At 66.7% G+C, this 24,331-nt stretch carries 19 protein-coding genes and 2 pseudogenes; 9 read left to right on the plus strand and 12 right to left on the minus strand.

Features of this window, described 5'->3' with window-relative positions; genetic code table 11:
* Position 1 precedes the first annotated feature (1 nt).
* Positions 2 to 1,864: a glycosyltransferase gene (locus ROSELON_RS17495; protein ID WP_217520152.1), complete on the minus strand. Its 1,863-nt coding sequence runs from the start codon at positions 1,862 to 1,864 to the stop codon at positions 2 to 4.
* A gap of 241 nt (positions 1,865 to 2,105) precedes the next feature.
* Here ROSELON_RS17495 and ROSELON_RS10030 point away from each other — a divergent pair, with 241 nt between their 5' ends.
* Together ROSELON_RS10030 and ROSELON_RS17500 are read left to right on the plus strand one after the other, a co-directional pair.
* Entirely contained in the window at positions 2,106 to 2,417 is a 312-nt protein-coding gene (locus ROSELON_RS10030; protein ID WP_156945919.1) for a hypothetical protein, read from the plus strand.
* 10 nt (positions 2,418 to 2,427) lie between these two features.
* Positions 2,428 to 2,991: a glycosyltransferase family protein gene (locus tag ROSELON_RS17500; RefSeq protein ID WP_025312269.1), complete on the plus strand. Its 564-nt coding sequence runs from the start codon at positions 2,428 to 2,430 to the stop codon at positions 2,989 to 2,991.
* Between the two features lie 19 nt (positions 2,992 to 3,010).
* Here the strand turns inward: ROSELON_RS17500 and ROSELON_RS10035 are convergent, their stop codons facing one another.
* A complete protein-coding gene (locus ROSELON_RS10035) occupies positions 3,011 to 4,114 on the minus strand; it encodes an NAD-dependent epimerase/dehydratase family protein (RefSeq protein ID WP_025312270.1) in 1,104 nt (367 codons plus the stop codon).
* Positions 4,111 to 5,265, minus strand: coding sequence for a glycosyltransferase 61 family protein (locus ROSELON_RS10040; protein ID WP_025312271.1), 1,155 nt, complete (start codon positions 5,263 to 5,265; stop codon positions 4,111 to 4,113). The genes ROSELON_RS10035 and ROSELON_RS10040 overlap by 4 nt, the downstream gene beginning before the upstream one ends.
* A gap of 494 nt (positions 5,266 to 5,759) precedes the next feature.
* Here ROSELON_RS10040 and ROSELON_RS10045 point away from each other — a divergent pair, with 494 nt between their 5' ends.
* Positions 5,760 to 8,552: a bifunctional aconitate hydratase 2/2-methylisocitrate dehydratase gene (locus ROSELON_RS10045; RefSeq protein WP_025312272.1), complete on the plus strand. Its 2,793-nt coding sequence runs from the start codon at positions 5,760 to 5,762 to the stop codon at positions 8,550 to 8,552.
* Between the two features lie 108 nt (positions 8,553 to 8,660).
* Here ROSELON_RS10045 and ROSELON_RS10050 read toward each other — a convergent pair whose 3' ends face one another.
* Both ROSELON_RS10050 and ROSELON_RS10055 read right to left on the minus strand, forming a co-directional pair.
* Positions 8,661 to 9,008: a cysteine-rich small domain-containing protein gene (locus ROSELON_RS10050; RefSeq protein WP_025312273.1), complete on the minus strand. Its 348-nt coding sequence runs from the start codon at positions 9,006 to 9,008 to the stop codon at positions 8,661 to 8,663.
* 158 nt (positions 9,009 to 9,166) lie between these two features.
* Complete coding sequence (locus ROSELON_RS10055) at positions 9,167 to 10,510, minus strand: cobyrinate a,c-diamide synthase (RefSeq protein ID WP_084613873.1); 1,344 nt, start codon at positions 10,508 to 10,510, stop codon at positions 9,167 to 9,169.
* 305 nt (positions 10,511 to 10,815) lie between these two features.
* Between ROSELON_RS10055 and ROSELON_RS10060 the strand changes: the two genes are divergently transcribed.
* Positions 10,816 to 11,523, plus strand: coding sequence for an SDR family NAD(P)-dependent oxidoreductase (locus ROSELON_RS10060; protein WP_025312275.1), 708 nt, complete (start codon positions 10,816 to 10,818; stop codon positions 11,521 to 11,523).
* Positions 11,524 to 11,649: 126 nt separating this feature from the next.
* On the plus strand, positions 11,650 to 13,497 hold the full coding sequence (gene bchE, locus ROSELON_RS10065; RefSeq protein WP_025312276.1) for a magnesium-protoporphyrin IX monomethyl ester anaerobic oxidative cyclase: 1,848 nt from the start codon (positions 11,650 to 11,652) through the stop codon (positions 13,495 to 13,497).
* A gap of 74 nt (positions 13,498 to 13,571) precedes the next feature.
* On the opposite strand, the gene ROSELON_RS10070 is transcribed toward bchE, so the two are convergent.
* A complete protein-coding gene (locus ROSELON_RS10070) occupies positions 13,572 to 14,138 on the minus strand; it encodes a cob(I)yrinic acid a,c-diamide adenosyltransferase (RefSeq protein WP_051508393.1) in 567 nt (188 codons plus the stop codon).
* Between the two features lie 240 nt (positions 14,139 to 14,378).
* On the opposite strand from ROSELON_RS10070, the gene ROSELON_RS10075 reads away from it, so the two are divergent.
* Complete coding sequence (locus ROSELON_RS10075; RefSeq protein ID WP_156946008.1) at positions 14,379 to 15,893, plus strand: cobyric acid synthase; 1,515 nt, start codon at positions 14,379 to 14,381, stop codon at positions 15,891 to 15,893.
* Positions 15,890 to 17,344: a cobyric acid synthase gene (locus ROSELON_RS10080; protein ID WP_025312279.1), complete on the plus strand. Its 1,455-nt coding sequence runs from the start codon at positions 15,890 to 15,892 to the stop codon at positions 17,342 to 17,344. The genes ROSELON_RS10075 and ROSELON_RS10080 overlap by 4 nt, the downstream gene beginning before the upstream one ends.
* A 24-nt stretch (positions 17,345 to 17,368) precedes the next feature.
* Here ROSELON_RS10080 and cobU read toward each other — a convergent pair whose 3' ends face one another.
* Entirely contained in the window at positions 17,369 to 17,890 is a 522-nt protein-coding gene (gene cobU, locus ROSELON_RS10085) for a bifunctional adenosylcobinamide kinase/adenosylcobinamide-phosphate guanylyltransferase (RefSeq protein WP_025312280.1), read from the minus strand.
* 200 nt (positions 17,891 to 18,090) lie between these two features.
* On the opposite strand from cobU, the gene cobT reads away from it, so the two are divergent.
* Positions 18,091 to 19,098 (plus strand): nicotinate-nucleotide--dimethylbenzimidazole phosphoribosyltransferase, encoded by a 1,008-nt coding sequence (cobT, locus tag ROSELON_RS10090; protein WP_025312281.1) that lies wholly within the window; start codon positions 18,091 to 18,093, stop codon positions 19,096 to 19,098.
* Positions 19,095 to 19,865 carry an adenosylcobinamide-GDP ribazoletransferase gene (gene cobS, locus ROSELON_RS10095; protein WP_025312282.1) on the plus strand — a complete coding sequence of 257 codons (771 nt, stop codon included), beginning with the start codon at positions 19,095 to 19,097 and terminating at the stop codon, positions 19,863 to 19,865. The genes cobT and cobS overlap by 4 nt, the downstream gene beginning before the upstream one ends.
* Before the next feature lie 27 nt (positions 19,866 to 19,892).
* On the opposite strand, the gene ROSELON_RS10100 is transcribed toward cobS, so the two are convergent.
* The 5 genes and pseudogenes from ROSELON_RS10100 to ROSELON_RS19195 form a co-directional block, all read right to left on the minus strand.
* A complete protein-coding gene (locus ROSELON_RS10100; RefSeq protein ID WP_025312283.1) occupies positions 19,893 to 21,101 on the minus strand; it encodes a cytochrome b/b6 domain-containing protein in 1,209 nt (402 codons plus the stop codon).
* Positions 21,102 to 21,222: 121 nt separating this feature from the next.
* Entirely contained in the window at positions 21,223 to 21,798 is a 576-nt protein-coding gene (locus ROSELON_RS10105) for a YceI family protein (protein ID WP_025312284.1), read from the minus strand.
* Between the two features lie 120 nt (positions 21,799 to 21,918).
* Positions 21,919 to 23,366, minus strand: a pseudogene (locus ROSELON_RS10110) (cobyric acid synthase).
* Between the two features lie 4 nt (positions 23,367 to 23,370).
* A complete protein-coding gene (locus tag ROSELON_RS10115) occupies positions 23,371 to 24,078 on the minus strand; it encodes a DUF6925 family protein (RefSeq protein WP_407059682.1) in 708 nt (235 codons plus the stop codon).
* 21 nt (positions 24,079 to 24,099) lie between these two features.
* A pseudogene (locus ROSELON_RS19195) lies at positions 24,100 to 24,216 on the minus strand (DUF1289 domain-containing protein); the annotation flags it as partial.
* Positions 24,217 to 24,331 lie beyond the last annotated feature (115 nt).

Raw genomic sequence — 24,331 nt, forward strand, 5'->3', positions numbered from 1 at the left:
GTCATCCCTTCAGTATGTCGCGGACGGACAGGTCGGCCGGGGCCTCGCGCAGCCGCTGATTGAGGGTCGCAAGGAAACTGCCATCCGCGGTCGGTTCGGCCCCGAGGTCGAGGCCGATCAGACGCCAGGTTTCGGTATAGACATGCAGGCAGCGCGCCTGTGTCTGCATCAGCGCGGCGGCCGTGTGTGCAAACGGGCCGAGCAGACGCCCGGTTTCCATCCATCCGATGGGGTTGAGGTAATCGGGCGGCAAGAGATCGTAGTCGCACCCGTCGCCCTGCCAGATCATCTCGGCCAGCAACTCGGGGCCGATCCGGGCGAAATGCATGTCGGCGTCGGCATGAAGCGCGCGGGCGCGGTCGAGGGCCGCCCGTTGAAAGGCGCAGCCGGCCGGGGCCGCCATGAGCGCGCCGTTCGGCCCGATGATGCCCGCATCCGTCCATTCGGTGGCGATCATGCGCGCGCCATCCGGCTCGAACCGGTCGAGGTTGATCACATCGGTATCGGTCCAAAGCCCGCCCCGACGCGACAGAAGCGCGTAGCGAAACAGGTCGGAAAACGCGCCCAGCGATCCCCGGTGCATGCCGCTGCCCGCGCCCTCGCGGAACACGGTGCTGCGGGGCAGGATGGCCGTGGCATCCATCACCTCGACCCCCTCGGGCACGTTTTCGGGGATGTCGTAGACGAAAAGCTGATAGCGCCACCCGTTTCGCAGATAGGAGCGGATCGACATCTCCTCGATCCACCTCAGGCGCGGCCCGATCCACAGCGACTGCGCCAGCGGACGCCCCGCGACGACCGACAGGGTGGGGGGGCTGGCCAGATCGGGCGGGGGTGCCCCGTGCGCCAACCGCGACACGACCGCGCCGACAAGGGCCGCGCGCCCCGACAGGAACCACGGCACGTCGCGGCCCGCGCGCACGTGTCTCAGCGCGGCATGCGCGGCGTCGTAATGGCCCAGATGCCCCTCGGCCAGGGCCTCGAGGCACAGGGCCTCGCCCTGGAATTCCACATCGGCGGGCAGGCCCGAGGTGATGGCCTTCACCTCCGCCCACGCGCCCTCGGCGGCCTTCAGCCGCGCCTGCATGTAGGCCCGTTCGTCATGGTCGTCGGGACCGCTGAGATCGGCATGCAGGCGCACGGCCTCGGCGATCATGTCGCGCGGATGCGAGTTGCCGCGCAGCCACAGAACGATCATGCGCCGCTGCATCGGATCGGTCAGGTCGCGCGCTGCCGCGAAGGCATCGGCAAGTTCGCGTTGGTGCAGCAGCGCAAGATAGACCCGCAAAAGCGGCAACAGGGTTTCCCGCCCCGCCGCCCGGCACATCCCGAGGATACGGTCCCCCGCTTCCCCCTCGGTCATCTCGTGCAGCGATCGGTAAAAGGCCTGGAACAGCCAGAAATCCGGCACGAAATCCGGTGCGGTCCGAAAATAATGCTCCCACAGATCGCTCAGCAGGTCGGCACGTCCGGCCATGAAGCAGCGGATCAGAAGCTCGTTGCGCAATTCCCGAGGCATGTCGGACACCACGTCGCCCAGCGCAGTGACGAGGACCGAGGCAAGCGCGCCCGCGTCGATGGCGGGATCGACGGCGGCGAGGTCGTCATAGAGACGCCAATGGTTGCCGGTCGCCGCGATGTTGTCGAGGTCGGCGACAAATCGCAGGATCGCAAGCCCGTCCGCCGAGGACAGCCTGTCTTTGGCCATGCTCAGATTAACCGCGCGCTTCCACAGGCTGAGGGCCAGACGCCGCTCGGGGGCAGATGCGGACAACGCCCGCAAACCCGAGAGCGTGCGCCACGCGGCGTCGGCGTTTTCAGCGTCGAGCGCCTCGGCCGCCTGCAGCAGGTGTTCCCTGTCCATCATCGCTCCTCATCCCGGCCAGCGTGTGATAGGAAAGCGATCTGGAAAGTGCAAATTCTTTGCGCCCCGGCCGGCCGTGGGCCATTCACGGCTGTCGCGCGGGCGCGGGCCAGTGCGCCCGGATGGACAGGACATGACCGGATCGGATCAGTATTTCGGGGGGCTGGTATCGCACGCTCCCCTTGTCACTCTCTCCAAGCGGAGCCACTTTCACGGATGCACATTGGGGATTGCGCCGCTGATGCCTCGGGCATTGTGCGACCGTCCCGCGCTGCATCTTCTGACCCTTGCCTGGGGCATTGCCACCGCCGAGGAGGCCGCGTCGCTTGCGGCAGAAATCGACGCTTTTGCCGTGCGTTGGCCAAAGGCGCGGTTTCTGATTTTCGCCAACACCGCCGACGAGGCCGTGTTGTGCCGGGCGGCCGGGCTTGCCGTAATCCAGTTCAACCAGTTGAACCTGGTCGATGAAACGCGTTTCACCCCCGTCGATGGCGTCGAAAAAACGGTAGGATGCCGTCTACGTCGCTGGGCTGGAAGCCTACAAGCGCCATGAGCTTGCCGCCATGATCCCGTCCCTTCGACTGCTTTACTGGCGGCCCAGCGCAGCCGCCCTTGTCCGGACGCGCGCCCTGCTGCCGATGGCCGAATTCTACAACCACGAAACAGGTGACGGCGCCTTTCGCCTGATCCAGAAGAGCGACTACGCCCGCGCCCTGCAGGGCGCCCGGGTGGGTCTGTGCCTGTCGGATCATGAGGGGCCGATGCGGGCCAGCGTCGAATACCAGTTGCTGGATCTGCCCGTCGTCACGACCGAGGCGCAGGGCGGCCGCATCGAGATGATGGACCCCGCGCATTGCCGGGTCGTACCCGCAGATCCGCGCGCCGTGGCCGACGCGGTGCAAGAGCTTGCCGCCGAGGAAATCCCCGCAGGGGCCGTGCGAGCCTCGGTCCTGTCGCGATTGGCGGCGCATCGGGCGGCGCTGCCCGGCCTGATCCGGCCGCATCTGCAAGCGGCCTTTGACGATGCCAGCGCCGGGGTGACCCTTGACGATATCGGCAAGGTCGATCTGTGGCGCACCCGCGATGCCGAGGTGATCCGGCGCGAGGTCGACGCCATGCCGGTCTGACGCAGCGCCCTGCAGGAAATCAGCGAGGGCGCGCGATGACTGCGACACGTCGCATCCGATGGTGTCGCGGCACCAGCATGGTTAGTCGCCCAGAATGTCGACCAGACGTCTGTGATGCTGCAGGAAATAATCCATCGACAAATGCACCGTTTCCTCCAGCCCCCGCCGGGGGGACCGAGCCGATAGCGCGCAGCTTGGATATGTCGGGCAGCCGTCGATCGCAATCCTCGTACCCGTCGCCATAAAAGTCGCGGGCGGCCACGTCGAGAATGCGGGGCGCCGGTCCGGCGGGGCAGACGGCGCGGTAGCGCGCGCTCATCAATTCGGCCAGTCCGCGGATGGTGGTCTCGTTTTCGGGATTGCCCACATTCACCACCTGGCGCGACATCGCCTCGGGGTGGTCGATGATCGCCTGAATGGCGGCGACCGCGTCGTCGATATGGGTAAAACAGCGCCGGCTGCGCCCACCCTCGACCAGTTGCAGGGGGCGGCCATAAACAAGGGCGGACATGAAGTTGGCGAAGACACGGGGGTTGTCGTCATGGCGCCATTCACGGCTGTACTTGTCCATCAGTGGGCCGACGAAGTTGAAAGGGCGCACAAGCGTGTAGTCCAGCCCATGTTCCTCTCCATGGGCGTGGATCATCCGGTCGAGCAATTGCTTGGCGCAGGAATAGATCCAGCGCGTCTTTCCGACCGGGCCCAAAACCAGGTCGGTCGTATCCTCGCGGAAGGGATCCGAGCTGCCATGCGCCTTGCCATAGACCTCGGAGGTGGAGAAGTGGATCAGCCGCTTGCGGTGCCTCACGCAGGCCTCGACGACATTGAGACAGTCGAAAAAGTTGAGCTGCACGACATCAAGCGGGCGCGCGAGAAACATCGCAGGGTGCACATAGGCGGCCAGATCGAAGACCAGATCGCTTTCGCTTACGATCTCGTCGACGCGCGGGTTGCCATTGGCGATGCTGACCGGCTCGAAATCATAAGACTCGTTTTCGAAGCGCAGGGCAAGTTTGCGCTCTTCCAGGTCGAAAAGCCGTGTTTCATAGGCCGGATTGCGCGCAAGGTGATGGGCGATGTTGCTGCCGACAAAACCCGACGCCCCGAAGATCGCGATCCTCATGTGGTGCCTCCTGCCGCGGCGAGGACCGCCTCGCACGTGATACGGTCCAATTGCATCTCTATCCCTGTCTCCGTGCGCCGTGACGGCAGCACATGCGACGTGAAATCGTGCCCGTACATGGCGGCCATGACCTGAAATGTCGTGGTCCGATAGACCGACGCGATCAGGCTGTCGATCCGCAGTGGCCCCTCGCGACGGTGCATCATGTTGGTCAGGGCGCCGCCGTTTTCGGTGACGATATGGCGCGCCTTGGCAAAGACCGTCTTTTGTTGACCCAATGTCAGCGCGCCGGGGTCGACGCAGTCGAACCCCTGCGCGCACAGCGCGGCGACCAGAATGTCATAGCCGCGGGTTGTCCGGCTCGCCTTGGCGTTTTCGTCGCGGACCAGCACGATCCGGGGGCCGATCGCGGTTGGCGGGGCCTCGGCGGCGATGGCCTCCGACATCCTGTCCCAATGCGGGCGATAGAAGCGATAGGGATCGAGAAGGTAGAGCGATCGGCACCGCACCCGCTGGCCGTAATCCTGCACAACGATCGGCCGGCCCGCGGCCAGAGGCGCGTTCAGGATGTCGCGGGTGACCGCGTGGCCGTGAAAGCGGCGTGTCACCAACAGCGGGATACGTGGATCGATGCCGAGATCCGCAGCCTCGCACAGGCGGGGATGGAGGCTATAGAACGCGTCGAAAAACGAGCCTTCCCATACATGCTGGAACAGGATCGCCGTTTCCACAAATGCCTCGCGGCCCGGATCGGGCGGCGCCGTGCTCGGGGTGGCGGGGGCGACAGCGCGGGCGGTATCAGTGGCGATCTGTTTCGGCAAGTCCAGCGGTTCGCCATCAAGCAGGATGCCCCGATGGCCCGGTTCGACGATGATATCGCCCTTCAGCAGCCACGCCTCGCGCCGCCTGACGGCAACACTGCGCCAATAGACGTCTTGCGCATAGGCAGGGTCGGGCGGCAGGGCGACCTGGTGGCCATCCAGCGCCACACCGGGCATCCAGTCGCATCGCAGCACGGTCTTGCCACGGGGCGCTGTGGCGGGCGAGAGATCCGGGATCGGCCCGCAGGATCCGGCCGCATCAGGCCATGTCCAGCCCGCGGTGTCGCGCACCGCGTCCAGCGTCGGAAGATCCGAAATCGACGGGGTCATGCGTGGGGTGGGGCCGGGTACTGGATTGCGGGCAAGATCGTCGCCGATGCCAAGGCACCGCTCGTCGGCGCAAAGCGATAGGGGCGGACGGGGCCTGACCCGATGCGCTGCGGGTGTGGCCGCAGCCCGTCTGGCGTCATGAAGCGCCCCCGTAGGCCAATATGATCAATGGGTCGTGCACCGCGCGCCTCGGTCGCGGTGTCGACGCACGGCCTACAGGCAGTCATTTGCGCGACGCTCCCCCAACGTGTCCATGTCCCAACGGCAGGATTGCCCGACATGCCCCCCAGTTCAAGCGTTGTTTCCCACGGGCCTTGCCGTGCGTCATCGCTCCGGTGCACGCCGCCCGGACCGTCCGGCTGATCGGGCCGCTGCGCGGAATGTCGCAGAGGGTGGGTGACAAAATCCTTGGCATAAATGTATGCAAAAGTATACAAGGCTGCAAAGCGGTGTCTGCCGTGCCCTCCAGTCATCTGTCAGTCGGGATCAGGATCATGAGCCTTTATCAAGACTATCTTTCGGAAATCGAAACCCGCAAAACCCAAGGTCTCAGCCCCAAGCCGATCGACGATGGCGCGCTGCTGGACGAAGTGATCGCGCATATCGAAGACCGCGACAGTGCGCATCGCGCGGCCTGCCTGGATTTCTTCATCTACAACACGCTGCCCGGCACCACGAGTGCGGCGGGTGTCAAGGCGCGGTTCCTCAAGAAGATCATCCTGGGCGAGGCCGACGTTCCCGAGATCACGCGGGCCTTCGCCTTCGAGCTGTTGTCCCACATGAAGGGCGGCCCGTCTGTCGCCGTGCTGCTTGACCTTGCCCTTGGCAAGCAGGCCGACATCGCGCGCGATGCGGCCGAAGTGCTCAAGACCCAGGTCTTTCTCTACGAGGCCGATACCGACCGCCTGAAAGATGCTTATGCCGTCGGCAACCCGGTGGCCGAGGATATTCTGCGCAGCTATGCCGATGCCGAGTTCTTCACCAGCCTGCCCGAGGTCGAGGACGAGATCGAGGTCGTGACCTATATCGCCGCCGAAGGCGATATCTCGACCGATCTTCTGTCGCCCGGCAATCAGGCGCATTCGCGGTCCGACCGCGAATTGCACGGCAAATGCATGATTTCGGAAGAGGCCCAGAAAGAGATCGAGGCGCTCAAGCTGCAGCATCCGGGCAAGCGCGTGATGCTGATCGCCGAAAAGGGGACGATGGGCGTCGGGTCCTCGCGCATGTCGGGGGTCAACAATGTTGCGCTGTGGACGGGCAAACCCGCCTCGCCCTATGTGCCCTTCGTCAATTACGCCCCGGTCGTGGCGGGCACCAACGGTATTTCGCCGATCTTTCTGACCACGGTGGGCGTGACGGGCGGCATCGGCGTCGACCTCAGGAACTGGGTCAAGAAGCTGGACGAAAACGGCAAGCCGATCCTCGGCAATGACGGCAATCCGATCCTCGAGCAGAAGTATTCGGTCGCCACGGGCACGGTGCTGAGGATCGACACCCGCAAGAAACGGCTGCTGAGCGAGGATGGCACCACCGAGTTGGCCGACCTGTCCGACAGCTTTACCCCGCAGAAGATGGAGTTCATGAAGGCCGGCAGTTCCTATGCCATCGTCTTTGGCAAGATGCTCCAGACCTTCGCCTGCGAGACGCTGGGTGTTCCGCTTAAATCTGCATTCGCGCCGGCGCGCGAGATCAGCCACGAGGGGCAGGGCCTGACCGCGGTGGAAAAGATCTTCAACGCCAATGCACGCGGCAACACGCCGGGCAAGCCGTTGCATGCGGGCTCGGACGTGCGGGTGAAGGTCAACATCGTCGGCAGCCAGGACACCACCGGGCTGATGACCAGCCAGGAGCTCGAGGCGATGGCGGCCACCGTCATCTCGCCCTCGGTCGATGGCGCGTTCCAGTCGGGTTGCCACACCGCCTCGGTCTGGGATCTCAAGGCGCAGGCCAACACGCCGCGACTGATGGCCTTCATGCACAAGTTCGGCCTGATCACCGCCCGCGACCCCAAGGGGGTGTATCATCCGATGACGGACGTGATCCACAAGGTGCTGAACGACATCACCGTGGATGACTGGGCGATCATCATTGGCGGCGACAGTCACACGCGCATGTCCAAGGGCGTGGCGTTCGGTGCGGATTCGGGCACGGTTGCCCTGGCGCTGGCCACGGGCGAGGCGACGATGCCGATCCCGGAGTCGGTCAAGGTGACCTTCAAGGGCACGATGGCCGCGCACATGGATTTCCGCGATGTGGTCCACGCAACCCAGGCGCAGATGTTGGCGCAACACGGCGACAACGTGTTCCAGGGGCGCGTGATCGAGGTGCATATCGGCACGCTTCTGGCCGATCAGGCCTTTACCTTTACCGACTGGACGGCCGAGATGAAGGCCAAGGCATCGATCTGCATTTCGAATGACGAGACGCTGATCGAAAGCCTGCAGATCGCCAAGTCGCGCATTCAGGGCATGATCGATGCCGGCATGGACAATGACGTGCAGATGCTGGCGGGCCTGATCGAGATCGCCGACCGGCGTATCGCGCAGATCCGCTCGGGCGAAAAACCGGCGCTCCGGCCCGATGACAACGCGCAGTATTTCGCCGAGGTCGTCGTCGACCTCGACCAGATCGCCGAGCCGATGATCGCCGACCCCGATGTCAGCAACCCCGATCCGTCCCGGCGCTACACCCATGACACGATCCGCCCCATCTCGTATTACGGGGCGCAGAAAAAGGTCGACCTGGGGTTTGTGGGGTCCTGCATGGTCCACAAGGGCGACATCAAGATCGTGGCCCAGATGCTGCGCAACCTCGAAGCCGCGCATGGCGAGGTCGCGTTCAAGGCGCCTCTCGTGGTCGCCGCGCCGACCTACAACATCATCGACGAGTTGAAGGCCGAGGGCGACTGGGCAATCCTGCAGAAATATTGCGGGTTCGAGTTCGACGACGCCGCCCCCAAGACCAAGGCGCGGACGGAATACGACAATATCCTCTATCTCGAGCGTCCGGGCTGCAACCTGTGCATGGGCAATCAGGAAAAGGCCGAAAAGGGCGACACGGTGCTGGCGACCTCGACCCGGTTGTTCCAGGGCCGCGTGGTGGCCGATTCCGAGACCAAGAAGGGCGAGTCGCTGCTCGGGTCCACGCCGGTTGTGGTGCTGTCCGCCATCCTGGGCCGCACGCCGACGCTGGAGGAATACAAATCCGCCGTCGAGGGGATCGACCTGACCAAATTCGCGCCGCCGGTCCAGAAACCGATGGACAGCCTGTCGGTGCATTTCTGAACGGCTAAAAGATCGGGGCGCGCGTGCAGGTGCATGGCGCCCCGTAAATCGTGGCGCGCCACGGCAGGTGCGGTCGGGGTCTCAGGCTATGCTGTCCCCGGTTGCGGTTCAGCCTTCGAGGTCGTCGTCACCGTGCGGCTTGGGGCGGCGTGTCGGTGGCTCGGTCTGCGGGTTGCCCGACCACGGCACGGGGTATTCCAGCCAACGCTGCACGAAATTCCACGATTGGTGATAGCCGTCATGCGGCAGCGTGCAGGCCGAGCAATCCTTGCGCGTCACACCGTTCTTGTCGGTGAAAACCTCGTACGGGCCGGGGCATTCATAGGCGATCAGCGGGCAATAGCAGAACAGGCAGTTGAACTCACGCTGCACGCCCTTGTGGCAGGGCAGAAACGGGCAGGACGTGTTGGTGAAGCCCTTGAACGCCTCGTTCTTGGTCATGTCCTTGGGTTGCATCGCGTTTCCTTCTGATCCTGTCGGTGCCGTCCGGCGTGGCTGCCGCTAAGATAAACCGCCGATCCAGCGCGTCGAGAGGGTTTTGCCCGCGGGCGGCCCGGTTTTCGGAGCCGGGGATCGGTGCGCCCCGGCCGCGGTCCTCCGTCGCCGGCCGGCGTTCAGGCCGCAGCCGCGATCAGATGGAAGAAACTTCCGGTGACCGTACCACGCGCCGAGCCGGTTTCGGGCACCGGGTTGCCTTGCGCATCGCGGATCCGCGCCAGCGGCGCATCGCGCGGATCGAGCAGGGTGGCATAGTGAAACTCATGCCCGAACAGCCGCGCGCCCGGCGCCTGACCCGGTATCGGGGCGACCAGTTCGGCGCGGCGATAGCCCAGATGCAGGCGCCGCTGGCGAAAGCTGGTAGCATGGCGCAAAAGCCCCAGCATCCGGTGGCGCACGCCCTGTGCATCGATCAGCGCCTCGCCCAGCACCATGTAGCCGCCGCATTCCCCGTGGACGGGGCGCGTCTGGGCAAATCGGGTCACGCCCGCGCGGAACGTATCGCAGGCGGCCAGCCGCCCGGCGTGAAGTTCGGGGTAGCCGCCGGGCAGCCAGACGAGATCGGCCGAGGGGTCGGGCGCCTCGTCGGCCAGGGGCGAAAACGGCAGGATTTCGGCCCCCGCCCGGCGCCATCCCTCGATCAGGTGGGGATAGGCAAAGGAGAAGGCGGCATCCCGCGCGAAGGCGATCCTTTGGGCCGGCGGCGCGGGCCAGGCCCCAGCGCCCTGCGCGCCGCCCGACCGGGCGGTGGCCACCAGGCCGGCGAGATCGACATGGTCGCGCAGAAAGGCCCCCAGGCGCGACAGCACCAGCTCGAGGTCGGGCTGTTCCTCGGCCTGCACCAGGCCCAGATGCCGCGACGGCAGTGCAAGGTCGCTGCGTCGGGGCAGCGCGCCGAACACGGTGATGCCGAGCCGCGCCATTTCCTCGCGGATCATCATCTCGTGCCGGGCGCCGGCGACATGGTTGAGGATCACCCCGGCCAGTGGCGGCGCGTCGGGGTGGCGGGCCAGCCCGTAGGCAATGGCCGCCGCCGTCTGCGCCTGGCCCGCGACATCCAGGACCAGCACGGCCGGCCATCCGAACCGCGTGGCCACCTCGGCGCTTGATCCGCGCCCGGCAACACCCGGTGCAGCGCTGCCATCGTACAGGCCCATCGCGCCCTCGGACAGCACCAGATCGGCCCCGGCGGCCGCACTCAGCACCGCGTCGACCAGCGGCGCGTCCATCGCCCAGAGGTCGAGATTGTAGGACGGGCGCGTGCCCGCGGCGGTATGAAAGCCCGGGTCGATGTAATCCGGGCCGTTCTTGAAGGCTTGCACCGTCATCCCGTCGTCGCGCAGCGCCCGCAACAGCCCTAGCGTCACGGTGGTTTTCCCGATCCCCGACGCGGGCGCCGCGATCACCAGCCCCGGCGGTGGGGCGTGGCGCAAATCCTCCGCCAGGGCCTGCGGCGGCATGTCAGTTCCGGGTTCGACGGCCTCGCCCATTCGGAGTGCTCCTGACCTGTCAGATGCTTTCGGACCGCGAAAGGTCGTTCGCTTCACGTGCGGTTGCGTTTTGCCGGTTCACATGTCTCGCGCGGGTGACTGTCTGGGGTCTTGCCATGCCGGACCGGCCACCTCAGATGGGTGGGCTTGGCACAAGCTGTCAAGGGGCGGCGGGCGTGCAGCGACAGCATGACCGGGGGCGCCCGGCAGGGGGGTTCCTTCTGTCCCCGATGCGGTGCAGAAAGCCTGTAGCAGTCAAGCAAGGAGAGACCAGCATGGCGGATCGCATCGCAATCACGGGCGCAGCGGGTGGAATCGGACGTGTCACCGCCAAGACCCTGCGCTCGGCCGGGTATGACGTTTTGCTCATCGACAGGCCGGGGCCCGCGCTCGACGATCTTGCCGCGCCGCTGGACTCGCCGGTCGTGCCGCTCGAGGCCGCCGGGGTCGAGGCCGCTCGCGCCGCGCTGGCCACGGTCGACGGGCCGATCTACGGGCTGGTCCATCTGGCCGGGGTAATGCCCCCCGATCCCGATCTCGCCGACACGCCCGAGATCTGGCAGCGCGCGATGGCCGACAACCTGTCGAACGCCTACGACTTTGCCACCGCGATGGAAGAGCGTCTTCCCCCCGGCCGGATGGGGCGCATGGTGTTCGCCTCGTCGGTGGCGTTTCGGCGCGGAGCAGGGGATTACGTCGCCTATTCGGCGGCCAAGGCCGGCCTGGTCGGGATGACCCGCGCCCTGGCGCGGCGCCTGCGCCGGCGCGCGACCGTCAACGCAATCGCGCCGGGCGTCATCATGACCGACATGTCGGTGCCGTTGATCACCGAGGCCAAGGATCGCCTGATCTCCGAAATCCCGCTGGGTCGGTTCGGCGCCGCCGAAGAGGTCGCGCCCGCGATTCGCTTTCTGCTGGGCTGGGAGGCCGGCTATATTACCGGCCAGACCCTCAATATCGACGGCGGCATGTCTATGAATTGATGCTGCGGCGCGCCTGCGCTTGATTCATGTCAATTTCCCCGACGCATCGATCTGTCAAGTTTGCCTGACAACTGTCCGCGTGAACATTGACCGGCGCCTCTGGACCGCGCCGAGGAGGAACCGCCGATGCGCATTGTCCTGATTCATCCGAACTATCATTCCGGCGGCGCCGAGATCGCCGGGAAATGGTCGCCCGCCTGGGTCGCCTACCTTGCGGGGTTCCTGAAATCGGGTGGGTATACCGACATCCGCTTCATCGATGCGATGACCGACGACCTGACCGAGGATCAACTCCGCGCCGAACTGGCCAAGGAAGATCATATCGACGTCATCGGCTGCACCGCCATGACGCCCTCGATCTACAAGGCCGAGCGCGCGCTCGAGATCGCCAAGGAAATGCACCCCGAGGCGGTGTGCTTGCTGGGCGGTATCCACGGCACCTTCATGTACAACCAGGTGCTGAAAGAGGCCCCCTGGATCGACGCCGTGGTCCGCGGCGAGGGCGAAGCGGTCATGCTGAACCTGGTCGAGTCGGTCCATGCCGGGCGCTGGCCCAACGATCGCGGGCAGATCAGCGGCATCGCCTATCGCGAGGGCGACAAGGTGATCGCGACCAAACCCGAACCGCCGATCAAGAATGTCGATTCGATCGTGGCCGACTGGTCGGTGCTGGACTGGCCGAAATACATCTACATCCCGCTGAACGTGCGCGTCGCGACGCCGACGATGTCGCGTGGCTGCCCCTTTACCTGTTCCTTCTGCTCGCAGTGGAAATTCTGGCGCGACTACCGCGTGCGCGACCCCAAGCTGGTGGTCGACGAGATCGAGCACCTGATGAAAGAGCACAAGGTGGGCTTTTTCATCCTCGCCGACGAGGAGCCGACCATCAACAAGAAGGCTTTCGTCGCCTTCTGCCAGGAATTGATCGACCGCGATCTGGGTATTCACTGGGGCATCAACACCCGCGTGTCCGACATCCTGCGCGATGAAGAGGATCTGCCCTTCTACCGCAAGGCCGGCCTGATCCACATCTCGCTGGGCACCGAGGCGGCGGCACAGCTGAATCTCGACCTGTTCAACAAGGAAACCTCGGTCGCCGAGAACAAGAAGGCGATCCGTTTGCTGCGCGAGAACGGCATTGTCACCGAGGCCCAGTTCATCATGGGCATCGACAGCGAAACCCCCGAGACCATCAACGAGACCTACGAAATGGTCATGGACTGGGGTGCCGACATGGCCAACTGGTCGATGTTCACGCCCTGGCCCTATTCCGACCTCTACCGCGAGATGGAGGACAAGGTCGAAGTCTTCGATTTCGAGAAATACAACTTCGTCACGCCGATCATGAAGCCCAAGAACATGGACCGGGGCGAGTTGCTGGACGCGGTGATGAACAACTATCGCCGATTCTACATGCGCCGGTCGCTGTTCCACTATCCGTGGCAGAAGGATCCGCTGAAGCGGCGCTACCTGCTGGGCTGCCTCAAGGCCTTCATCAAGAGTGCGCTGGAACGCAAGTTCTATGACTTGGGCAAGTTCGGCTACTGGGGGCCGCAGACCATCAAGAAGCTCAAGTGGAATTTCGACAGCACCAAGAAGCTGGATGAAAAGGTCGATTTCGGCGACGTGAACGCCTGGAAGGCGCGCACCAAGCGCAAGGAAGAAGAAGCCGAGGCGCGCATGAAGGCCGCCGAGGAAGGTCTGGGCCTGAGCAATGGCGCGGCCAAGGCCCCGGCCAATGGTGCGGTCAAGCGGCCCCTGTCCGAGGACGAGCGTGCCGAGGTGGTGGCCGATCTGCGGGCCCGAGAGAAAGCCCTGGCCGCAGCGGCCTGTGGCGGCGGCGGCGATCAGCAGATGTCCGAGGAAGATATGGACGCCGCACTGTCACGTGTCCATGCCGCCACGGCCAATCCCAGCCAGGTGGCCGGCAACCCGCAAATGGACGAAGAAGAACAGGAAGCCGCGCTGCGCTGAGGCGCGGCGCGCCTGACCCGTTGCAAAAGGGGGCGCCCGGCAATCGCCGGGCGCTTTGCGTTGTCAGTCGCGTGTCACGACGCCCAGACGTCGTCCTTGGTGCCATGCTCGTTCAGCGCTCGACTGACCACGAACAGGAAATCCGCGAGGCGGTTGAGATAGGTCTGCACCTCAGGATTTACCGCCTCCACCTGCGACAGCGCGACGACGCGGCGCTCGGCTCGGCGCACAACGGTCCGCGCGAGATGGGCGTAGGCCCCGGCGGCATTTACCCCGGTCGGCAGAACGAAACTCGTCAGCGGCGGCTGGCTCGCGTTGAGGGATTCCAGCAGACCTTCGATCCGTTCGGTGGGCGCGGATTTGAACCGCTGTGCCTCGTTGGCCTCTCCCGCCATGTGAAGGTCGGTCCCGATATTGAGCAGATCGGTCTGGATTTCGCGAAGCCACCCGTCAAGCTCGCTGTCATCGCGTGCGGCGGTGCGCAGAACGCCGATCACGGCATTGGCCTCGTCGACCGTGCCGTAGGCTTCGATCCGCGGCGCGGATTTGAGCACACGGCCCGTGCCGATATCCGTTTCGCCGGCGTCGCCCGTTCGGGTGACCACGAGAGTTGGAGATGTCGATGGGGTCTCGGTGGTCATGCTGGATTTTCCTTTTCGAAGTCAAAGTGCGGCAATCTGTCGTGAAACAGATAGAACCACGGGCGGCTGTTGGAAACCCCGACGCTCCGCAACGCGCATGGGCCGACCGCTCGCGCCGCCGCTTGACAAGCTCTCTGCCACAGGCACATCACCCTGTGCCCAACCGTTCCGCGAGGTGCCATGACTTACGACCTGCCGCCCGACGACGCGCCGCCGCCGATGCCCGACATCGATGTCCCGATGCTGACCCCCGCGCCGCCGCGACGGGGCCCCGCCCTGATGATCCAGGGCACAAGCTCGGACGTGGGCAAGAGCCTGCTGGTCGCGGGCCTGTGCCGGGCCTATGCGCGCCGGGGCCTGACGGTCGCGCCGTTCAAGGCGCAGAACATGTCGAACAATGCCGCCGTTGCCGCCGATGGCGACCTTCCGCCCGGACCCGACGGCACGGTGCGCCGCGGCGAGATCGGTCGCGCGCAGGCCCTGCAGGCGCGCGCAGCGGGGCGCGCGCCCTCGATCCACATGAACCCGATCCTGCTGAAACCGCAGGCGATGGTGGGCTCGCAGGTGGTGCTGCGGGGCCGGGCGCTGGGCAACTGGCCCGCGCGGCATTACCACAAGCTCAAGCCGGCGCTGATGCCTGCGGTGATCGACAGCTACAACCGCACCGCGGCCGAGGCGGATCTGGTCCTCGTCGAAGGTGCCGGCGCCGCGACCGAGACGCATCTGCGTCGTTCCGACATCGCCAATATGCGCTTTGCCGAGGCGGTCGACCTGCCCGTGGTGCTGTTGACCGACAATGACCGGGGCGGTGCGCTGGCCGCCATGGTCGGCAGTTGGCTGTTGCATACCGAGGCGGAGCGCGATCGGATCGTGGGCTACCTGGTGAACAAGTTCCGGGGTTATTTCTCGCTCTACGAACCGGCCTGTCGCACCATCACCGAAACGACCGGCTGGCCGTTTCTGGGGGTGGCGCGCTGGTTCGACGGCGCTGCCCTGCTGCCCGCCGAGGACGCGCTGGCGCTGGAACGGCCCGGCCGGTCCGAAGGCGGGGCGCTTAAGGTCGCCGTGCCCCAGATCGACCGGGTCGCCAATTTCGACGATCTCGATCCCCTGTCCTCCGAGCCGGGGGTCGACCTGATCTGGGTGAAACCCGGCCAGACGATCCCCGCCGACGCCGATGTCGTGCTGCTGCCCGGATCGAAGACGACGCGCCCCGCGCTCGAGGCGCTGCGCCGGCAAGGCTGGGACATCGACATCCTCGCCCATGTGCGCCGGGGCGGCCGGGTCGTGGGCATTTGCGCGGGCTACCAGATGCTGGGCCGGATGGTGCGCGACCCGGACGGCATCGAGGGCGCGCCCGGCGAGACCGAGGGGTTGGGCCTGCTCGATCTCGAGACCACGATCACCGATGACAAGCGTCTGATCGAGATCGATACCGTCGACACGATCAGCGGCGCGCGCATCACCGGCTATGAAATGCACATGGGCCGGACCGTGGGCCCCGGCCTGGCACAGCCATGGCTCAGGCTCGACGGGCAGGACGAAGGGGCCGTGTCCGCCGACGGGCGTGTCATGGGGGGCTATGTCCATGGCCTGTTCGGGGCGGCCGACTATCGCGATCATTGGCTGACGGCGTTGGGGGGGCGGGCCTCGGGGCGCGATCACGAGGCACAGATCGAGACGACGCTCGATGCGCTGGCCGATCAACTGGAAACGGATATGGATCTCGACGCGCTGCTGGCGCTGGCGCGATGACCGGACGGCGTTTGATGGTGCTGGGCACCGGGTCCGACGTGGGCAAGAGCCTGCTGGTCGCGGGCCTGTGCCGGGCCTATGCGCGCCGGGGCCTGACGGTCGCGCCCTTCAAGGCGCAGAACATGTCGAACAACGCGGCCGTCACCGCGGATGGCGGCGAGATCGGGCGCGCGCAGGCCCTGCAGGCCCGCGCCGCGCGCGTGCCGCTCAGCGTTCATATGAACCCCGTCCTTCTGAAACCCGAAACCGATATCGATGCGCAGGTCGTGGTGCAGGGCCGGGTTATGGGGCGCTATTCCGCTAGCGCCTATCAGCGGCTGAAACCGCAGTTGCGCGCTACCGTCCGCGACAGCCTCGACCAACTGTCGGCGCGGCATGATCTGGTGCTGGTCGAGGGGGCGGGCTGCGCCGCCGAACGCTACCTGCGCGCGCAGGACATCTCGAACATGGGGCTGGCCGAGGCAGCCGATCTGCCCGCCATCCTGCTGGGCGACGAGTCGCGCGGCGGGGTGACGGCGGCGTCCATCGGGCATCATCGCCTCTGGAGCGCCGAGGATCGCGCCCGCGTGCGCGGCGTGCTCGTCAACAAGTTTCGGGGCGATCCGTCGATCTTCGCCCCGGCGGCGGCCGACATCCTGTCCGAGACCGGCTGGCCGGTGCTGGGGCTGCTGCGCTGGTCCGAGGCGGCGCGCGCGCTGCCCGAAGAGGATTCGCTGGGCTACGGGCGCAAGACAGGGGCCGGTGGGGGGCTTGTCATCGCCGTGCCCCAGCTGTCGCGGATGGCGAATTTCGACGATCTCGACCCGCTTCTGGCCGAACCCGATGTCGATCTGCGCTGGATCCGGCCGGGCCAGCCCTTGCCCGGCGACGCCGATGTGGTTCTGCTGCTTGGGTCCAAGACCACGCGCCCGGCGCTCGAGGCATTCCGCGCCGAGGGCTGGGATATCGACCTGCGCGCGCATCTGCGGCGTGGCGGCCGTGTCGCGGGGCTGTGTGCCGGGTTCCAGATGCTGGGCCGCGTGGTGCGCGACCCCGACGGGATCGAGGGCGCGGCGGGCGAGACGCCGGGCCTGGGCCTGTTGGAGATCGACACCACACTGACCGCCGACAAACGCCTGGTCGAGATCGACGCCCGCGACGGCGTCAGCGGCGCCCGCGTCACCGGCTACGAGATGCATATGGGCCGGACCGACGGGCCGGGCCTGGGCAAGCCGTGGCTCACGCTCGACGGGCGGGGCGAAGGCGCGGTGTCGCGCGATGGGCAGGTGGCGGGCTGCTACCTGCACGGCCTGTTCGCCTCGGACGCGTTTCGCGGCCATTGGCTCGGTCAGATGGGCGGGCAAAGCTCGGGCGAGGGCCATGACGCGCGCCTTGATCGGGCGCTTGATGCCTTCGCCGAGGAGATCGCGGCCGATCTCGATCTCGACGCGCTGCTGTCTCTGGCGCGGTAGCCCCCCGGACAGGGCGGGGCGCCGTCACAGCTGGGGCGGGCCCTTGACCTGCAAGGGCAGACCCGCGACGACGAATTGCACCTCGTCGGCGATGACGGCCACACGCTGGTTCAGCCAGCCCTGCGCATCCCGAAAGGCCCGGGCAAGGGCGTTTTCGGGCACGATGCCCATTCCGACCTCGTTACTGACCAGGATCACCGGGCTGGTTTGGCGCGACAGGGTCTCGATCAGGCATTGCGCCGCCGGTTCCCAGTCCCGGCCGTCCAGCATCAGGTTCGACAGCCACAGCGTCAGGCAATCGACCAGTCGCGGCCCGCGCCCATCGGTCTGGTCCAGCACCGCAGGCAGGTTCACCGGCTCTTCGATCGTGGTCCAGCCCGCGCCGCGATCGGCGATATGCCGGTCGATGCGGTCGCGCATCTCGTCATCATAGACGCGCGATGTGGCAAGGTAGATGCGTTCGCCTGGAAAGGCGCGCGTGCGTGCCTCGGCATGGCTGCTCTTGCCGGAACGTGCGCCGCCGGTGACAAGAATGATCGGGGCCAAAAGGTCACTCCCTCTGCGGGCAGGGTCGAAATCGATGCTGCGTCGGGGATGCCATCGACCGGGCGTTTCGCCAAGCCGGAACTTTCGCGCCGAGGCCCTTCTCACCCGCGCCGTGGGGCCAAGGGGCTTGCGACATGGCGGCAATTGATACCGACCGCCTGGCTGAGTATGAAGCCGCCACGTCAAAAACCGGAGCAGTCATGACCGTCGAGACCCCCTTTGCCAGTGCCCTGCAACGCAAGATCGATCTCAAGACCAAACCCCCCGGCTCGCTGGGCCGGATCGAGGACTTGGCCGCGCAGATCGCCACGGTTCAAAAGACGCTGACCCCGCGCATGGAGACCTGCCAACTGACGATCTTCGCCGCGGATCACGGCATCGCGCAGGAGGGCGTCTCGGCCTTTCCGGCCGAGGTGACACGCCAGATGGTGCTGAACTTCCTTGGCGGCGGGGCGGCGGCCAATGTCTTTGCGCGCAGCGTCGGCGTGGACCTGCGCGTGGTCGATGCCGGGGTGTCGGGCGCCCCGTTCGAGGCCGAGGGCCTGATCGACCGGCGCATCGCGGCCGGCACGGCCAGTTTCGCCAGCGGCCCCGCGATGACGGACGCGCAGTGCGCGGCGGCGCTTGAGGCCGGACAGATCCTTGGCGCGGACGGGGCATGGGACGCGGTCGCCTTTGGCGAAATGGGCATCGCCAATACCGCCACGGCCGCAGCCCTTGGCCACAAGCTGACCGGCATCGAATTGGACATTCTGGTGGGGCGCGGCACCGGCCTTGATGAAAGCGGCCTGTCGCACAAGCGCGCCGTTCTGGAACAGGCCGCCGCCCGGACCGGCGATCTGACGCCGGCCAAGGCGCTGGCCGAGTATGGCGGGTTCGAGATCGCGATGATGGCCGGCGCCATGCAGGGCGCGGCGGCCTCGGGGCGCATCGTCATCGTGGACGGGTTCATCGCCACCGCCGCCGCGCTGGCCGCGGTCAGGCTGCGCCCCGAGACGCGCGCGGCGATGGTCTTTTCCCATCGCTCGGCCGAACAGGGCCATGCCGCGTTGCTGGGTGCCCTGGCGGCCGAGCCGCTGCTGTCGCTGGATCTGCGCCTGGGCGAGGGCACCGGCGCGCTTCTTGCCTGGCCGCTGCTCAAGGCGGCCGCGGCCATGTTGAACGACATGGCCAGTTTCGACGAGGCCGGGGTGGCCGGCCCGGCATGACGCCCCGCCTGGCCGAGGAGGGGCAACTGGCGCTGATGGCGACACAGTTCCTCACCCGTCTGCCGCTACCCTGGGCGCCCGACTACACGCCCGAGCGGATGGGCCGTGCGATGCGATACTTCCCGCTTGTGGGGCTGGGGATCGGGGCGGCACTCGCCCTGGTCTACAGCCTTGCATCGCTGGTCTTTCCCCCGCTGGTCGCCGCGCTGATTACGGTTGCGCTTGGCGTCCGGCTGACCGGCGCGCTGCACGAGGACGGCTTGGCCGATCTGGCTGATGGGCTGGGCGGGGGTGCGACCCGCGCGCGCGTCCTCGAAATCATGCGCGACAGCCGGATCGGCACCTATGGAGTTGTGACGCTGGCCCTTGTTCTGGGCCTTAAGGTTGCGGCTCTGGCCCATCTCGACGGCGCGCTTGCCGCCGCCACGCTTGTCGCTGCGCATGGTCTCAGCCGGTTGGCGGCCCTTGTCCTGTTGCTGCGCCTGCCCTACGCGCGGCCCGAAGGAAAGGCCGAGTTCACGCAGGCCGGGCCGGGGCCGGGGGGGCTGCGTCTGGCGCTGGCCACCGGGGCGCTGGGGTTGGTGGGGCTTGGCCTTGTCGCGGGGCCTTGGCCCGCGCTGACAGCGGGCTTGGCCGCGACTGCCGTGTTCCTCTGGCTCGAGCGCCTGTTGAAGCGCCGCCTTGGCGGGCAGACGGGCGATGCGCTGGGGGCGGTGCAACAGCTGACGGAAACCGCGATCCTGCTTGGCGTTCTGGCCTGGGTCTGATCACGCCCGCCGGTCCGGCAGCCGCGCCTAGGGCGCCACCCGCACGGCTGTCAACGCGATCGAGACCGTGACCTCATTGGCCAGCTGCGCGGTGTCGGTCATGGCCATCCCGATGTCGAAATCACGCCGATCCAGCGTCAGGTCCCCCTGCATGTGTGCCGTGTCGCCCTCGATCTCCAGGGCGAAGGGCAGGGTGACGGCAAGCGCGATCTCGCGGATCGTCAAGGTTCCGACCGCCACATAGCTCTCGTCCTCTGACAGGATGTCGGCCTCGAACCGCGCGGTCGGGAACAGGCTGGCCTCGAAATACCCGTCCCCCAGTGCCTGCGCGGTGACCGAGCCGAGGGTCAGCGAGCCGATGGCGACCTCGACGGCAACCCGACCATGAGACGCGGCCCCGGCCGGGATCGTTTCGTCGAACTGGATGGCCGCCGACCAGGTCTCGAACCCGCCGCTGACGGTGCTGCCGAATTGCGTGATCGCGATATCCAGGTCGCCATCGGTCACTTCCCAGCCGGTCTCGGGCTGGGTCAGGGCGGTGACGTCTGCGTTGCGCGCGGGGCTGTCGATCACGCTGACCGCATAGCCGGCCCCCAGCGTGGCCAGCCAGATCATGACCGCCAGAAGCGGGCTGAAGACAAAGGGCTCGACCGGGGTTTGCGGCGCACCGCCGACCCGGCCGAACCCCATGCGCCGCAGCGTGTCGTCTTTCGCGACGACATGATGCTTGAGGGCGCCGGCCACATGCCCGACCAGCGATGCCACCAGAGCAAGGACGAAGACATAATGCACCACCCCTGCTATCTCGGCCACGGCTGCGCTCTCCGGTACCAGCGGCAGGTTTTGGCCAAACGGCCACCAGATCGGCGCAAAGCCCTCGGTCGCGGCGTGATGGACCCAACCCGACAGCGGGACGAGGATGAGCGCCCCATAGAGCATCCAGTGGACCGTGTCGGCCATCACCGTCTCGACACCGCGTTTCCGGGCAAGGTGAAAGGGCTTGGGTTGCGTCAGCGCCCAGCCGATCCGCAGGATGGATATGAAGAACAGCGCCACCCCCACGGTCTTGTGCAGGGAAAACAGCGTTGCCTTGCGCGCCAGTTGGTCGGCCGTGTCATGGGGCATCTGCGTTGCCACGACCCCCATGGGCAGCATCACGAGGATGCCGATCGCGGTCAGCCAGTGGAAGGTCTTGCTGACGATGCCGTAGCGGGTGGTCGAGTTTGTCAGAGCCATGCGATTTTCCCCTGAGCGGACGAAATGCCGAAAACGGCGCGCGGCAGTGTGCCCCGCGCGACGGCCGCTGCGCACCGGGACCGGCGTGCGCGCAGCGGCGATGGGTCTGGCGTTCGGTCGTTCAGCTGGCAGATGCCTCGATCGAGATCATGACCTCGACCTCGTCGCTGACGAAGGGCGCGAAGGCGCCGACATTGAAGTCGGAGCGCAAAAGCGTCGTGGTCGCGTCGAAGCCGGCCCAGGGACGCCCCTCCATCGGGTGGTCGCCGACCTGGTTCAGCACGGTGTCCAGAACGACCGAGCGGGTGACGCCGTTCAGGGTCAGGTCGCCCGTGATCAGGGCCGTGGTCTCGCCCGTGATCTCAATGCCGGTGGACTCGAAAGTGACCATCTCGTCATCGGCGGCGGCAAAGAAATCGCCCGACATGAAATGCTCGAACCGGGCTTCCCAGCCGGTCAGCATGCTGCGCACGGGGAAGGAAACCGACACCGTCGAGGCGGCGGGGTTTTCCTGATCGAAGGCGATCGTGCCGTCAAAGCCCGAGAACATGCCGTAGGTGGTCGAGTAACCGAGGTGATCGTAGGAGAATACGATCTGGCTGTGGCTGGCATCCAGAACGTAGGTCTGCGCCTCTGCGATCGCGGTGGTGGCGGTCAGGGGCAGGGCAAGGGCGCTCGCAAGCAGGAGATTTTTCATGTCATCATCCGAAGGGGTTGAGGGTGGTGGTTCGTGATGACGCTTATCTGTTGCCGGGGAATGGTTTGGAAATCCAATGTGTAAACACAGGGCCTGTGTGCGGATGAACAGCGGCACGGTCTATCGCGCGGCGGCCAACAGACCCTCGACATCGAGATGCGTTTCCAGATGCGTGGCCAAGTCGTCCAGTGTCGCCTCGACCCCGGCATCGTAGCGCGATTGCGACGACGTCAGGCCAAATTCTGCCAGATAGGTGGCGCGGAACCCATCGTCGCGAAACATGCCGTGCAGGTAGCTGCCCGAGATTCGTCCCGAGGCGCTGATCGCGCCTTCGGCCGCGCCGTCGACATGGGCAAACGGCCGGGCGCGGTCTGGGCCATCGGTCTGGCCGATAGGATCTCGTAGCCGTGAAACGGCGCGGCGGTCGGGGCATGGATCGCCGTGACCTCGGTCAGGCGTTTCTCGGGCGTCATCACGGTGCTGACATCCAGCAGGCCAAGGCCCGGATCGGTGCCGGCCGACCCCTCGATGCCATGGGGATCGGCGATGCGGCGCTCCAGCATCTGGTAGCCGCCGCAGATGCCCAGAACCCGCCCCCCGCGGCGGATATGGGCGGCCAGATCCACATCCCATCCCTGCGCCCTGAGAAAGGCCAGATCGCCCCGCGTCGATTTCGTGCCGGGCAGGATCACCAGATCGGCATCGCCCGGAACGGCGCGCCCGGGGCCCAGCATGGTTAGCCGTACGCCGGGTTCCTGTGCCAGCGGATCGAGATCGTCGAAATTGGCGATCCGGCTGAGCGTCAGGCAGACCACATGCAGCCCGCTGTCGCGACGCGGGCTGGACAGGTCGACAGCGTCCTCGGCCGGCAGTTTCCAGGCATCGGCGAAATAGGGGCACACGCCATAACCCGGCCAGTCGGTCGTCTTTTCGATATAGTCATATCCATCGTCGAACAGGCTGATATCGCCGCGAAACCGGTTGATCAAAAACCCCGCGACCATCGCGGCGTCCGCCGGGTCGATCACGGCCTGTGTTCCAACGATCTGGGCGATCACGCCGCCACGGTCGATATCTCCGGCCAGGATCACCGGCACATCGGCGGCGCGGGCAAAGCCCATGTTGGCGATATCGCCGGCCCGCAGGTTGACCTCGGCCGGGCTGCCGGCCCCTTCGACCAACACAAGGTCATGGGCTGCCTTCAGGCGCTGGAAACTCTCCAGCACGCGGGCCAACAACTGCCCTTTCATGGCCTGGTAGTCGCGGGCCATGGAGGTCGTCACGCGCCGGCCCTGCACGATCACCTGCGCGCCGATATCGGTTTCGGGTTTCAGAAGCACCGGGTTCATGTCCGTCTGAAGCGGCAGCCCCGCGGCCATGGCCTGCAGCGCCTGCGCACGCCCGATCTCACCGCCATCGGCGGTCACGGCGGCATTGTTCGACATGTTCTGCGGTTTGAACGGTGCAACCGACAGGCCGCGCCGCCGTGCCGCGCGGCACAGCCCCGCGACCAGCAGGGACTTGCCGACATTGCTGCCGGTTCCCTGGATCATCAACGCGCGAGGCACCGGATCAGGCGGGATAGAACAAGGCCGACAGCGCGTAATCCTCGGGCAAGGGCACGGATGGCGGCGTGTCGACCCCCTGCGCGATGTCATCGGGTGTCAGCCGGGTATGCGGCCCATCGGGCGGCGTGCCGCCCGGCGGGGTCATCTCGGTATCGACCTCGGCGCGCAGGCAGGGGGCCTCGACCACGCGCACGGGGCTTGCCGCCAGAACGGCGGCGTCGATCCGGCCCATGCAGTCCGGCCAGGGCGTGCCGCAATGGGGCGCGATGGCCCGGGCCAGGTCATCGGGGCAGCGCAACGTGAAGCGCGCCGCGCGCCGGCCCAGCCCGACATCGAAGCGATGCCCCCCGGCATCGCGCGCCAGCAGGTTGTCGTCGTCCGGCCCCAGATCGGTCAGGGCGTGGGCGGCGGCCAGCCGCGCGCGGCCCGATGGCACGGCCAACGCGATCAGTGGCGCGCCGTCCGCGCGCTGGATTTCGAAGGCGGTGAGGTAAACCGCCGCCTCGAGGCGCAGGGCCGCCCGGCCTGTTCTGAGGGTCAGGACAGCGCCGTTTCGCTGCGCCTCGAAGGCTTCGTCCGGGGCGCGCAGAACCTCGGCCGCCGCGCCATGGACACCTGCCACGAAACTGCCCGAGGCGCTTGCAAAACGGGCCTCGACCTCGTCCAGCAGCTCATCGCCCTGCCAGTGAAGCCGTCGGACCGTCAGGCCCATCTCGGCCGCACGCCGCGGCAGAGCAGCCCAAACCGCAGCACGTTCGGCGTCGCTGGCGCGGCCCCATATGGCGATTTCGTCCAGCGTGCGGGCGCAGCCTATGCAGGCGCGTCCCGTGTCATCGATCACGCACACGCCGAGGCAGGGGCTGGCGGGGGGGCGGTCTGAGCGTTGCCGTCATGCGGGTGTGCCTCCTCTCGGGCGATCGGGGTTTCGGGCGGTCAGGCATCGCACCTTCGACCCGTCCAGGGCC

Origin of the sequence: Roseibacterium elongatum DSM 19469 (assembly GCF_000590925.1) — a bacterium.
GTDB lineage: Bacteria > Pseudomonadota > Alphaproteobacteria > Rhodobacterales > Rhodobacteraceae > Roseibacterium > Roseibacterium elongatum.